Source organism: Cellvibrio sp. UBA7671 (assembly GCA_002483145.1).
In the GTDB taxonomy this organism is placed as follows: Bacteria; Pseudomonadota; Gammaproteobacteria; order Pseudomonadales; family Cellvibrionaceae; genus Cellvibrio; species Cellvibrio fibrivorans.
On record DLHJ01000013.1, the window covers coordinates 57,011 to 69,148 of the forward strand.

The 12,138-nt window shown below is 50.4% G+C and carries 12 protein-coding genes; 8 read left to right on the forward strand and 4 right to left on the reverse strand.

The window, feature by feature from the left end:
• Positions 1-26 precede the first annotated feature (26 nt).
• The 5 genes from B4E62_RS10775 (at position 27) to B4E62_RS10795 (ending at position 4,378) form a co-directional block, all read left to right on the forward strand.
• The gene (locus B4E62_RS10775) at positions 27-707 is read left to right on the forward strand and encodes a MotA/TolQ/ExbB proton channel family protein (RefSeq protein WP_331352074.1); all 681 of its coding nucleotides are present in this window, start codon (positions 27-29) and stop codon (positions 705-707) included.
• 70 nt (positions 708-777) lie between these two features.
• Positions 778-1,326 (forward strand): ExbD/TolR family protein, encoded by a 549-nt coding sequence (locus tag B4E62_RS10780; RefSeq protein ID WP_310074501.1) that lies wholly within the window; start codon positions 778-780, stop codon positions 1,324-1,326.
• Positions 1,323-1,838, forward strand: a complete 516-nt coding sequence (locus B4E62_RS10785; RefSeq protein WP_310074500.1) for a biopolymer transporter ExbD — start codon at positions 1,323-1,325, stop codon at positions 1,836-1,838. The genes B4E62_RS10780 and B4E62_RS10785 overlap by 4 nt, the downstream gene beginning before the upstream one ends.
• Position 1,839: 1 nt before the next feature.
• The gene (locus B4E62_RS10790; protein ID WP_331352075.1) at positions 1,840-2,817 is read left to right on the forward strand and encodes an AgmX/PglI C-terminal domain-containing protein; all 978 of its coding nucleotides are present in this window, start codon (positions 1,840-1,842) and stop codon (positions 2,815-2,817) included.
• A gap of 406 nt (positions 2,818-3,223) precedes the next feature.
• A complete protein-coding gene (locus tag B4E62_RS10795; RefSeq protein ID WP_331352076.1) occupies positions 3,224-4,378 on the forward strand; it encodes an AGE family epimerase/isomerase in 1,155 nt (384 codons plus the stop codon).
• A gap of 19 nt (positions 4,379-4,397) precedes the next feature.
• Here the strand turns inward: B4E62_RS10795 and B4E62_RS10800 are convergent, their stop codons facing one another.
• The 4 genes from B4E62_RS10800 to B4E62_RS10815 all read right to left on the reverse strand — a co-directional run bounded on the left by B4E62_RS10800 (position 4,398) and on the right by B4E62_RS10815 (position 7,354).
• Positions 4,398-5,903: a Ppx/GppA phosphatase family protein gene (locus B4E62_RS10800; protein ID WP_331352077.1), complete on the reverse strand. Its 1,506-nt coding sequence runs from the start codon at positions 5,901-5,903 to the stop codon at positions 4,398-4,400.
• Between the two features lie 170 nt (positions 5,904-6,073).
• Positions 6,074-6,583, reverse strand: a complete 510-nt coding sequence (secB, locus tag B4E62_RS10805; protein ID WP_310074492.1) for a protein-export chaperone SecB — start codon at positions 6,581-6,583, stop codon at positions 6,074-6,076.
• Positions 6,584-6,644: 61 nt separating this feature from the next.
• Positions 6,645-6,902, reverse strand: a complete 258-nt coding sequence (grxC, locus tag B4E62_RS10810; protein ID WP_310074490.1) for a glutaredoxin 3 — start codon at positions 6,900-6,902, stop codon at positions 6,645-6,647.
• A 38-nt stretch (positions 6,903-6,940) separates the two neighbouring features.
• Positions 6,941-7,354, reverse strand: a complete 414-nt coding sequence (locus B4E62_RS10815; RefSeq protein WP_310074488.1) for a rhodanese-like domain-containing protein — start codon at positions 7,352-7,354, stop codon at positions 6,941-6,943.
• 379 nt (positions 7,355-7,733) lie between these two features.
• Between B4E62_RS10815 and gpmI the strand changes: the two genes are divergently transcribed.
• From gpmI to B4E62_RS10830, 3 genes are all read left to right on the forward strand, one after another.
• Positions 7,734-9,278 (forward strand): 2,3-bisphosphoglycerate-independent phosphoglycerate mutase, encoded by a 1,545-nt coding sequence (gpmI, locus tag B4E62_RS10820; RefSeq protein ID WP_310074486.1) that lies wholly within the window; start codon positions 7,734-7,736, stop codon positions 9,276-9,278.
• A 76-nt stretch (positions 9,279-9,354) separates the two neighbouring features.
• The gene (locus tag B4E62_RS10825; protein ID WP_310074483.1) at positions 9,355-10,536 is read left to right on the forward strand and encodes a murein hydrolase activator EnvC family protein; all 1,182 of its coding nucleotides are present in this window, start codon (positions 9,355-9,357) and stop codon (positions 10,534-10,536) included.
• 139 nt (positions 10,537-10,675) lie between these two features.
• Positions 10,676-12,121: a S41 family peptidase gene (locus B4E62_RS10830; RefSeq protein WP_310074481.1), complete on the forward strand. Its 1,446-nt coding sequence runs from the start codon at positions 10,676-10,678 to the stop codon at positions 12,119-12,121.
• The last annotated feature ends 17 nt before the right edge of the window (positions 12,122-12,138 follow it).

Below are 12,138 nucleotides of genomic sequence, written 5' to 3' on the forward strand. Positions count from 1 at the left end.
TTTCTTTTTTCGAGGTTAATAAAGTTATGGAAACTCTGATTCGTTTTTTCCAAGAAGGCGGCGCCTTTATGTATCCCATCGCCGTGGTGCTGGTAGTTGGGGTTGCAATAGCCATAGAGCGTTGGTTAGTGCTGACCTCAGCCAAAAGTGCGAATCGCCAGGCTTTTAATCGCATTTTGCCGATGCTGCAGAAAAAAGATTATGCGGGCATCGTGAATCTGGGTAAAAGCGACGATGCACCTATCGCGCGGATTATTGCGGCAGGTATTGCACGTATGAGCCAGTCGCCGCGTCGCGATGATATTGAATTGGCAATGGAAGAAGGTGTGATGGAAGCTATGCCGCGTCTTGAAAAGCGCACGCCCTATTTAGCAACACTGGCCAATATTGCCACGCTGCTTGGTTTGCTCGGTACGATTATCGGTTTGATCCAGGCGTTTACCGCAGTGGCCAGTGCCGACCCGGCAGAAAAAGCCGCATTGCTTTCTTCATCAATTGCGGTAGCAATGAATACCACTGCGTTTGGTTTGGTTGCGGCGATTCCACTTCTGTTAGTGCATTCCATGTTGCAAAGTAAAACCACTGAAATTATCGATAGTCTTGAAATGGCCGGTGTTAAATGTTTAAACATGATTACCCATGTGCAGGATGTACCGCGCAGTCGTACGCAAGATGCCAGTGCGACCAAACCGCAAGCGGCGCAATAATTTAATCGGTGTAGTCGTTAACACTGGTTATTTTTAACATCTATTTAGTTGCACAAAGTGGATTTAACCTATGCGCATTAAACGGCGATTTAAAGCGGACGCGGAGCTCGACATTACCTCCTTTATGAATCTGATGATCATATTGGTGCCGGTATTGCTAATGGGCATGGTGCTCGCGCGCACAACGGTGCTCGATCTGAAGTTGCCAGACATGGCCGACTCCAGTATTCCCCAAACCGAAGAGCCTCCGCAGCAATTGGAATTAATTATTCGCGCGGATAAATTTGAAGTGAATTATCCGGCGGGTATTAAATTAAAGTGGGTAGAGAAGACATCTGACGGCGAATACGATTTCAAATTGCTCGCCGGTGTATTGCAAGAGACCAAACGTTTGCTGGAAGACAAAGGCATCCAGAAAAAAGATATTTATATCCTCTCCGAAAAAGATACGGATTACCAAACCCTGGTCACCACTATGGATACCGTGCGCTCATTCAAAGCGGTGGTGGCAGCGAATCTAGTGGATGCGGAATTGTTTCCGGAAATTTCATTGGGTGATGCGCCGCCTCCCGGCGCATCGACTGGTGCGGTGGCGAGTCCGGCAGGAGGTGCGCAATGAAGCAATCGCTGCGTGCCAAACGTATGGCCAAGCATCATCGCCGTTTGAATCAGGTTCCAAGTCTTAACCTGGTATCGCTAATGGATATCTTCACCATCCTGGTATTTTTCCTGTTGGTAAATTCCGGCGATGTAGAAGTGTTGCAGACTGACAAAAGCATCAAATTACCTGCGTCTTTTTCCGAGCAAGTGCCGGAAAATAATTTGGTGGTATTGGTGAGTGCAACGGATGTCATTGTCGGTGGGCGATCTGTAGGTAGTGTTGCCGACCTTGTTGCAGCAACCGGAAATAATTTTGCACCCCTGGAGCAGGAGCTAAAATATCTCGCACAAAAAGCGGGACCGCTGAAAGTGGAAGATCAGTTGACTGGTCGCCCGGTAACGATTATGGCGGATCAAAAAGTTCCCTACCAAATTTTGAAAAAAGTCATGGCCACCTGTGCGGCAGCTGAGTATCGCGATATTTCCCTGGCGGTAACCAAAAAAGAACTGCCCGCGAATGGGGGAGGTTGATATGGCCAGCCTCACTCTGAATCTGGAGCTGCCCTGGAGTTCATCAATCGATGACGATAGGCGCTTCAATAAAATTTTATCGATCAGTTTTGTGGTGTTATTGCTTGCCAGTATTGCCGTAACCATTATCAGTGTCCCGGAAATGGAGCGCACGGAAAAAGAAAAATTGCCGCCGCAATTGGCGCGCGTGGTGTTGGAGAAGCAAGAGCTGCCACCGCCCAAACCTGTGGAGCCGCCCAAACCAGAAGAAAAAAAGCCTGAGCCAACACCGGAAGAAAAACCTGTAGAAAAACCGCCCGAAGTAAAGCCGGTTGAGAAACCGAAAGAGCCGGTCAAGGCGCCGCCCAAAGCAAGCTTGGAAAAAGCGCGCGAACAAGCCGAGAACAGCGGGGTTATGCAGTTCAAAGATGACCTCGCCGAAATGCGCGAAATGATGCAAACCTCGGCGGTAGAGACAGCGGCAACGACGGTGACGAATAGTACCGGCGAAGCGGCTCAGGTTGATAGGGCGATGATCACTAGCGGGGCCAAGGTAGCGAGTGGTGGCATCAACACCGCTGCCCTGAGCCGCGATACTGGTGGTGTTGCCTTGTCTGGCCGTGAAACAACCAAGGTGAAAAGTGGCTTGGCAGACGGCACTAAAAAAGCCGGCCAGGCTACTGCCGGTAATAGCAATGGAGCGGGCGGCGCAGCGCGCAGTGAAGAAGAAATCCGCAAAATTATGGAGCAACACAAGGGCGCTATTTATTCGATCTACAACCGCGCCCTACGTCAGAACGCCGCGCTTGAAGGTAAGATGGTGGTGAAGATAGTGATCGACCCCAACGGTAAAATTGTTGAGGCCAGTCTGGTGTCCAGTGAACTGGGTGATAAGGATCTGGAGATGAAGATACTGCAGCGCATCAAACTGATCACTTTCCCAGCCTCCAATGTGGCGCGTACGACCCTTAACCAGACATTCGACTTCCTACCACAGTGATACCTGCCTCACAAAACCCCCGATTCGTCGGGGGTTGTTCTTTATAATCCGCATAAATTTCACCGGCATCAATAATTTTGTACGGAAGGCACATAAATGATTGAAACCGGTTACATATTTATGGATAATGAATGTCGCTAAGGCCTTTTTATTCATGGTTATTTGTTGGTAATCGGTTACAGTTTTATGCTTTTGAGCAATAGACTGTTACACAAGATTGCTGGCAGTTGTTAGTGATGAATTGCTAAGCCGTAGCCCGCTGTTGTGTTTTTTTCACCCCGGTTCGCCGGGGTTTTTTATTTGCGCCCTGTGTAATCCTCCCGCAAAATGCCCCTGCCACATCAGCCGCAATCAATCCGATCATTACTTTTCTCGCCAGGGGCGGCGCTGCGAATTGGGAATCCTTATGACACAAACATTGCGTGCGGCGGCCAGTCGCCTTGAACACTGGATCAGAAACGATGCCCTGCCTCTTTGGTTAGCGCGCGGTATCGAACCTAACACCCAAGCGAACTACGAGCGACTAACACCTTCAGGCGTGCCTGATCTGCAGTCCAGTACCCGCGTGCGTGTACAGGCGCGGCAGGCGTTTTTCTTTGCCGCCGCCTATCATCGCGGCTGGTGCCCGGAAGGTAAAACCGTTGCAAAAAACTTGCTCGCATTTGTCCAAAAAACAGCGTCACATCCAACAGCTGGTGGCGGTTACACACATTTGCTCAATAAAGATTTTGTGGTGGTCGATACCAAACAGGATCTTTACGACCACGCTTTTTTTCTGCTCGCTAACGCATGGTGTTATCGCGCGTTTGGCGAAGAATCTTATCTGCAGGAAGCTGATAAATTAGTTGCCCATTTGGATGCACGTTTTGGTTCTGCAGTCGGTGGATGGATTGAAGGCGATTATGACTACGCCTGTCGCCGCCAAAATCCGCACATGCATTTGTTTGAAGCGTTTCTCGCGCTTTATGATGCGACTCATGATGCAAAATATTTAGCGCGCGTCGGTGAATTGTTTGCACTTTTTCAAGCGCATTTTTTTGATACAGAACACGGTGTGTTGTTTGAATTTTTTGATGACAACTGGGTGCGCTTGCCCAACGCCAAAGGTGACACGGTTGAACCCGGTCATATGATGGAATGGGTGTGGCTGCTCGATTGGTATCATCGCCGGACAGGCCGCCCGGTCGCGCATTACACTAAGGCGCTCTACGCACGCGGATTGGAGATCGGAATGGATAAGTCCGGGTTGTTATTTGATGCGGTGCGCTATACCGGTGAGGTGATTGACCCTAATAAACGCTGCTGGGGTATCACTGAATTAATTAAAGCGAGTTTGGTGCAAATCCGCGAAGGTAATTCAGATGCTGAGGCAATTGCCATCAGAGGAGTGGATGATTTATTTACCTACTATCTCTGCGCATCAACACCGGGTTCTTACGTTGACCAGCGCGGCGCTAATGATGAAGTGGTAGTGGATGTTGCTCCTGCGAGCACGCTTTATCATTTGATTGTGGCAGCGATGGAATTGATTGATCACTTTGAGTTGGCGGCGCAGCAGTAGCATGTAGCCGCTTACCGGATCATTGTGTCAGTAGTTGGAAGTCGTAGCCAATATCACTCAAATGCCGTTGTTCTGTTTCCAAATCTGCCTGGGTAAGTGGATGGTCTTCTATCCATTTTGCAGGCAGTATTAATTTTATTTTTCTGCCGTCGGCTTTGACGGCAATAGTTGGTAACCCGTCTTTAATTTTTCCGCGATGAAAAATTGCGGCCATGCGCAATAAAATCGCAAGCCGAACCAGGTCGCTGTTGTCGAGCGGAAAACTTTTTGCGGGGAAACGTTTGCGATGTGCGAGCACCAAAGCGGCGAGTTGGGTTTGCTCGGCACGAGAGCAACCAGCGAGATCGACGTTTTGTACTATATACGCCGAGTGTTTGTGATAGTCGTTGTGCGCTATATCCAAACCGACTTGATATAAACGTGCGGCCCAGCCGAGCAGTTTACTTGCATCCTCTGCGGTGAGCTGCCAATTGGGGGCGACTTGGCTTAACAGGTTGAGCGCCGTTTTTTCCACGGCGCGAGCCTTGTCCATATTCACATGAAAGCGCGCTGCGAGCGCATCGACGCTCGCCTGGCGAATATCGTGATTTTCCAAACGGCCTTTTTGGTCAAACAACAGGCCTTCGCGCAATGCCCAATCGGCCGCGACCATTTGTTTGAGTTCAAGCGCCTCAAACAGCGCGCTCAGCACCATAACGCCACCGAGGAATACCGGTTGGCGATCTTCCGAGAGGCCGGCAATTTGCGCATCCACTTTGCCGTGGTTTAAATAAATTGCAATAATTTTTTCGAGTGAATCGAGCGTGATAGTGCCATCGCTCCAGCCGTTGGCCTGACAGACTTTGGCAACCGCTTTGATACTACCCGACGCACCTATTACCTGCTGCCAACCGGCTTGTAAAAATTCATCTTTTACCGGTTCCAATTCCTGTAGACAGGCGATCAAGGCTTTGGTGATCAACTTTTCGTTGACCTTGCCGTCCATAAAGAATTTTTTGGTGATGGCAATGCAGCCCATGTTCAAACTTTCTTTCAGGCGCGGTTGCATGCCCTTGCCCAAAATCACTTCGGTACTGCCGCCACCGATATCCATCACGATGCGATTGCGATCATCCGGCGCTATGTCATTGGCGACACCGAGATAAATCAAGCGCGCCTCTTCGTCGCCGGAAATAATTTCTACCGGATGGCCGAGGCGTTTCTCGGCTTCCGCAAGAAATTGGCTAGAATCCTTAACGCTTCGCAGAGTTTTGGTGCCCACAATACGTACGCTGCGCGAAGGATAACCGCGCAGGCATTCGCCAAACCGCTCAAGGCAAGCGAGTGCACGATCGCGCGCATCCTCACTTAGGCTGAGGTCTTCCTGCAGGCCAAAACCAAGGCGCACGGGTTCGCGTAAACGGTCGAGCAAGGTGAGTTGGCCGTTGTCCCAGCGCGCCACAATCATATGGAAACTATTGGAGCCAAGGTCGATGGCGGCGATATGGCTGGTTTGATTGGCATTTTGGGCGGAAAGGTTAAACATGAGCAGTTACTCCCTGCGGTCGGCAGGCTTGATTATGCGAGACTTTGGCGAGATTACAATGACAGATTTCCTTTCGTATCTACACGCAATAAAAAAGGCAACCACCTGCGTGATTGCCTTTGTGTCAACCTGAGTGGCTCGAGCCGCTCAGGTCGCGCACGGCGGCTGAATTAATTCACAACTTCCGGCTTTTCCGCTTGCGCCTGTGCAGCTTGTTGTTGCGCAGCAGTAATTGCCTGCACAAATACCGCATCAAAATTGATCGGCGCGAGCATCAGGGGTGGGAAGCTGCCGCGACCGAGAATGCTGTCAACTGCTTCGCGCGCATAGGGGAATAGAATTTGCGGACACGCGGTGTTGATCAGCTGGGTAACTGCCGGGCCTTCAATACCTGAGATCGCAAACAAGCCGGCTTGTTTTACTTCAACTAAAAATACCGCGCGATCTTCAGTGCGCGCCGTGATAGTGAGCAGCAGTACCACCTCAAACAGACCTTCCTCAACCTGGTTGGCCTGGATGTTTAGATCCTGCTGAATATTTGGCTTATAGGCTTTGGTAAACGCCTCAGGACCCATAGGGGTTTCAAAGGATATATCTTTTAAGTAGATACGTTGGATTGCAAATACCGGGCCGCCCGCAGCTGCTTGGCCAGCATCTTGTTGGTTATTTTCTTCTGACATAGTGAACTCGACTTGACTGGTTTATGAATGATTTGTTTAGCTTTTTTGGTAAAAAATCGGTTTAGTTTTGCGCCAGTAGCGCATCCAATTTTCCGGCTTTGTCCAGCGCCCAAAGATCGGTAAAGCCGCCGACATGTTGCTCGCCGATCCAGATTTGTGGGACAGTCCGCTGGCCGCTTTTGGCCATCATTTCCTGGCGCAATTGCGGTTGGCTGTCGACGCGAATTTCTTCCACTGCAACGCCTTTTTGCGCCAACAACTTCTTGGCATTAACGCAGTAAGGGCAAACTGCGGTGGTATACATCAACACGCGCGCCATAGTTGACTCCAGGAATAACAATAAAAGTAAGCGAAGGATTACTTGCCTTTCACCAGCGGCAAACTTTGCGCCTGCCATTCGGCAATCCCGCCGCCGAGGCGACGCACATCAAAACCTTCTTTACCGAGGAAACGGCCAACAGCACCGGCATGCTGGCCGAGCTTGTCGACGAGGATGATGGTTTTATCTTTGTAACTCGCCACTTCGGTCGATTCTTTGCTGAGCTTGGCGAAGGGGATGTTCAAGGCACCCACGATATGACCTGCTTTAAATTCAGCACTATCACGCAAATCCACCAACACTGCATTGCCGCCATTTACCAGCTTGGTGACTTCGTGCGGAGATACCGGACGACCACTCTTGATACGGTCGCGCCAGACATAGACATAAATCAACACAATCAGGGTGGTGACGAGCAGCCACTCCTGGGAAACAAATGCAAAAAAATCCACGATACTTGCCTTTTGGTAGTTAGCGATGAGGAGGTTTAGACCGCCCGGATTGCGCTAGTTGGACGAAAGTGGGGGCAGGCAAAGTGGATTTCAATGCAGGCTGCGGCAAACTTTATCCAGAGCGGGCGGTAAGGCCGCGAAGTATACACGATGGATAGCGTTGGTCGACGCCGCTTCGGGGCCGGTTTAATCGCCGCAGTAACCGGATTGCACATAGACCTTTTTTGTTCAGACATAGAGTTGAGGCTCCCAACCCGCTAGAATGCCTATCACTCTTGGGCGGCTGCCCAAACCATCACCTAGCGGTTGACTACTTTGGTTGCCACAAGCAGCTGCCAGCATCGACCGATTCATGTTAATCCGACATTGGAAATCATTTATGAGCGCGAAAAAACCGGTAGTTCTGTTGATCCTCGACGGCTTTGGTTACTCTGAAAAGACCAAATACAACGCGATTGCCGCGGCCCACAAACCCGTGTTCGACAAACTCTGGGCCAACAACCCAAAAAGCCTGATTGAAACTTCAGGCATGGCGGTAGGGTTGCCCGAAGGCCAAATGGGCAATAGCGAAGTGGGGCATATGACCCTCGGTGCTGGACGCGTGGTCTACCAAAACTTTACGCGCATCAATAAAGCGATTAGCGATGGCGATTTTTTTACCAATCCGGTTTACGTCAAGGCTATCGATAGCGCTATCGCCAACGGCAAAGCCGTGCATATTCTCGGCCTGCTTTCTGAAGGCGGTGTACACAGTCACGAAGACCACATCTATGCAATGATGAAAATGGCAGTGCAGCGCGGTGCAAAAGACGTTTACCTGCACGCGTTTTTGGATGGCCGCGATACGGCGCCACGCAGCGCGGAAAAATCCCTCCAGCGCGCCCAGGATATTTTTAACGAATTAGGTGCTGGCCGCGTTGCCTCGATTGTCGGCCGCTACTTTGCACTCGACCGCGACAACCGTTGGGATCGAGTAAAAGCCGCCTACGATGTGATGGTTACCGGCGACGCTGAATATGATGCGCTCACCGCTGTTGACGGTTTAAAAGCAGCTTATGAACGCGGTGAAAACGACGAGTTTGTGAAAGCGACAGTGATCTGTGCCGAAGACGAAGAAGTCGCCACCATTAACGATGGCGACTCAGTGATTTTTATGAACTTCCGCCCCGACCGCGCGCGCGAAATTACCAATGCGCTGATCGAAGAAAACTTCACCGGGTTTGAGCGCGAAATGAATCCAGAAATCGCACACTTTGTACAAACTACTGAATACGCCTCCAGCATAAATGCGCCTATCGCGTTTCCGCCGGAAGATTTAACCAATTCATTTGGTGATTACATTTCGCAACTGGGCAAAACCCAATTGCGTATCGCAGAAACTGAAAAATACGCGCATGTGACTTTCTTTTTCAACAGCGGTAATGAAGTAGTTTATCCCGGTGAAGATCGTATTTTGGTTCCCTCTCCACAAGTCGCCACCTACGATTTGCAACCGGAAATGAACGCACCGATTGTGACTGACAAATTGGTTGAAGCGATTGAATCAGGCAAATACGACGCAATCATTTGCAACTATGCCAACTGCGATATGGTGGGCCACTCCGGTATTATGGAGGCAGCGATTAAAGCCGTTGAAGCAGTGGATATTTGTGTGGGCCGCGTATTGGCAGCGGTAGAAAAAGTGGGCGGCGAAGCCTTGATTACTGCCGACCACGGCAACGTAGAAGAAATGTTCGATGAAGAAACCGGGCAACCGCACACCCAGCATTCCACTTTACCGGTTCCATTTATTTTCTGCAGCTCGCGCAAAGGCACCATTGCACCGGGTGGCTCACTCGCTGATGTAGCGCCCACCATGTTGCATTTGATGGGTTTGCCACAACCAGCAGAAATGACTGGCAGAAATTTAATTACACTCGGTTAATTCCGGTCGAGGTGGGACTCTGGTTCAACCTCGGCGCTTACTCCCGAAAAATTCCCTACTAAGATAACTAAAAAACATGAAGCGTTTTTTTGTATTTTCCAAAACTATTACGCTTAACAGTCTGCTCTGTGCGGCCCTTTTTTTTGCCGGTCATGCCTACGCCGATGAAAAGGCCGAAATGGTAAAGCTGCAAAAAGAAATTGAAGCGCTGCAAAAAGAATTAAAGCAAGTGCAAGGCACTCGCTCGGATTTACAAAAAAATCTGGAAAAATCCGAAACCCAAATTAATGAGCTGCAAAAAAAAGCCAGCGATATTAATAAACAGCTCAATGAACAAAATAAAGAGTTGGATAAATTAAAAAACGAACGCAGTCAACTGGAACAAGCGCGTAAAAATCAACAGACACAAATCGCTGAACAGATGCGTGCGGCGCACAAACTCGGAGAGCAGAGTGAAGTCAAGGTATTGCTGAATCAGGAATCGCCCGACCAGTTGTCGCGCATCATGAAATACCACAGCTATTTTATGGAAGCGCACACTGCCAAAATGCAAACCTATCTTGATACCATCACCCGCATTGACGCGCTCACACCAGAGATAGAAAAAAAAACACTTGAGTTAGGCGTTATGCAAACCGAGCTGGACGCCCAGCGCGCGCAACTCAAAACCATTCACGGTGAGCGCCAGCAGGCGCTTGCCAAAGTGAACAGCCAACTCAAAAACAAAAGTCAGGAACTCAAGCAGCTCAGCGAAGATCGCCGTCGCCTACAAGCCTTGCTGGAACGCGTGGCCAAAAGTGTCGCCACCACTGGTGCAATCAATTCCCCCGGTTATGTGCCTTTACCCAAGGGCGGCGAAAAATTCTCGCTGCGCAAAGGCCGCTTGCCCTGGCCAACCCAAGGCAGCATGATCCATCGTTTCGGCAGTGCACGGATTGCCGGGCAGATGAGCTGGAGCGGTGCTTATATCTCTGCTCCTATGGGCAATTCCGTTATTGCGGTTCATCATGGCCGCGTGGTGTTTGCTGATTATTTTGGCGGTCACGGATTGCTGGTGATTGTGGATCACGGTGAAGGCTATTTAAGCCTCTACGCACACAACCAGAATTTATTGAAAAAAGCTGGCGAACCTGTGCACGCTGGAGAGGCTATTGCTAATGTCGGCAACTCAGGTGGGCAGGCAAGCGCCGGGCTCTATTTTGAAATTCGCCACAATGGCAAACCTATAGATCCAGGCGGCTGGTTAGCGCGCGGTTAAGCGCGCGCAACACAGGAATTATTTTTGGTAACACCTGTCATTTTTTTATGGTTTAGCTTAGTGTGCGCCCGCTAAGCCGCTCTATTGGCGGCTCGGGTTTACTGTTTATATTTCAGCTGTTGCGGTCATCGGAGACGCTATGTTTCGCGCTGCTTTTACATTCCGGCTTAAAGCACCTGTTTTCACCCGGCTAGCCGCCCCAGGCATACTGCTTAGCCTGTTTATATCGCCCGTCTTTTTAGCTGCCCCCGTCCTAGCTGACGACAAGCCTGTTGCTACCGACGCTGGCCTTTTACCGCTGGAAGAGCTGCGTACCTTTACGCGTGTTTACGACCATGTCCGCAACGGTTATGTCGATGAAATCGATGATGCCAAGCTGCTTGAGTATGCCATCAAAGGCATGATCTCTGAACTCGACCCCCACTCTGCCTATCTCGATAAAGAGGCCTTCGCTGATCTGCAAGCTAGCACCTCAGGCGAATTTGGTGGGATCGGATTAGAGGTCAGCATCGACGAAGGTTTTGTCAAAGTCATTACGCCCATTGATGACAGCCCTTCCGCCAAAGCGGGGATTCTCTCAGGCGATGTGGTGATCCGTATCGACGACAAACCCGTCAAAGGTATGGATTTGAATAAAGCCGTGAACTTAATGCGCGGCCCCAAAAATAGCCCGATCAAAATTACCGTGATGCGCGAGGGCGTTGATCAGCCGCTCGATTTTGAGTTGATGCGCGATATCATCAAGGTGCAGAGCGTGCGCACGCGCATTCTGGAGCAGGATTATTTCTACATTCGCCTGGCCCAGTTTCAACTGGATACTGGCAAAGATGTCGCCAAAAAATTGCGCGAGCAATTAAAGAAAAACCCGGACACCAAAGGCATTATTCTCGATTTGCGCAATAACCCCGGCGGCGTTTTGCAGGCATCAGTAGAAGTAGTGGATGCATTCCTCGATGGCGGACAGGTCGTCTATACCCAAGGTCGCCTCGACAATAGCAATATTGGCTACAACGCCGAAGCAGGCGACATCACTAATAACTTACCACTCGTCGTGTTGATCAATGATGGCTCGGCTTCCGCCTCGGAAATCGTCGCCGGCGCCCTGCAAGACCATAAGCGTGCAGTGATTATGGGTACACGGAGCTTTGGTAAAGGCTCGGTGCAATCAGTCATCCCAATCAGTAACGATCGCGCCATCAAACTCACCACCGCGCTCTATTACACCCCCAATGGCCGTTCGATCCAGGCGCAGGGCATTGAGCCGGATGTAGATGTAGAACGCGTAGAAATTACCGCTATCCAAAAAGGCTTGGGTACTACCGAAGCAGACCTCGCGCGCCATCTCGGCAACACCAAAGGCGGCGAGGAGAGCACGAGTAAGGATCGCGCCAACAAGCGCATCAGCAGTGCGGAATTGCTCAAAGAGGACAATCAGCTACACGAGGCATTGAACCTGCTCAAAGGGCTGAATATTTTTATCCAAAACACCCCGCTCGCTGCTGCTCCGGCTGCAGCAGAGGTGGCTCCCATTGCGCCCGATATAGTTGTCCAGCCAGAGCTGCCCCCCGAAGGCGATAGCGAATAAATCCACGTGCTGACGGT

Excerpts from the sequence above, each read along its gene's own strand:
- B4E62_RS10775 (WP_331352074.1), top strand. The coding sequence starts at position 27 with ATGGAAACTCTGATTCGTTTTTTCCAAGAAGGCGGCGCCTTTATGTAT.
- B4E62_RS10780 (WP_310074501.1), top strand. The coding sequence starts at position 778 with ATGCGCATTAAACGGCGATTTAAAGCGGACGCGGAGCTCGACATTACC.
- B4E62_RS10785 (WP_310074500.1), top strand. The coding sequence starts at position 1,323 with ATGAAGCAATCGCTGCGTGCCAAACGTATGGCCAAGCATCATCGCCGT.
- B4E62_RS10790 (WP_331352075.1), top strand. The coding sequence starts at position 1,840 with ATGGCCAGCCTCACTCTGAATCTGGAGCTGCCCTGGAGTTCATCAATC.
- B4E62_RS10795 (WP_331352076.1), top strand. The coding sequence starts at position 3,224 with ATGACACAAACATTGCGTGCGGCGGCCAGTCGCCTTGAACACTGGATC.
- B4E62_RS10800 (WP_331352077.1), bottom strand. The coding sequence starts at position 5,903 with ATGTTTAACCTTTCCGCCCAAAATGCCAATCAAACCAGCCATATCGCC.
- secB (WP_310074492.1), bottom strand. The coding sequence starts at position 6,583 with ATGTCAGAAGAAAATAACCAACAAGATGCTGGCCAAGCAGCTGCGGGC.
- grxC (WP_310074490.1), bottom strand. The coding sequence starts at position 6,902 with ATGGCGCGCGTGTTGATGTATACCACCGCAGTTTGCCCTTACTGCGTT.
- gpmI (WP_310074486.1), top strand. The coding sequence starts at position 7,734 with ATGAGCGCGAAAAAACCGGTAGTTCTGTTGATCCTCGACGGCTTTGGT.
- B4E62_RS10825 (WP_310074483.1), top strand. The coding sequence starts at position 9,355 with ATGAAGCGTTTTTTTGTATTTTCCAAAACTATTACGCTTAACAGTCTG.
- B4E62_RS10830 (WP_310074481.1), top strand. The coding sequence starts at position 10,676 with ATGTTTCGCGCTGCTTTTACATTCCGGCTTAAAGCACCTGTTTTCACC.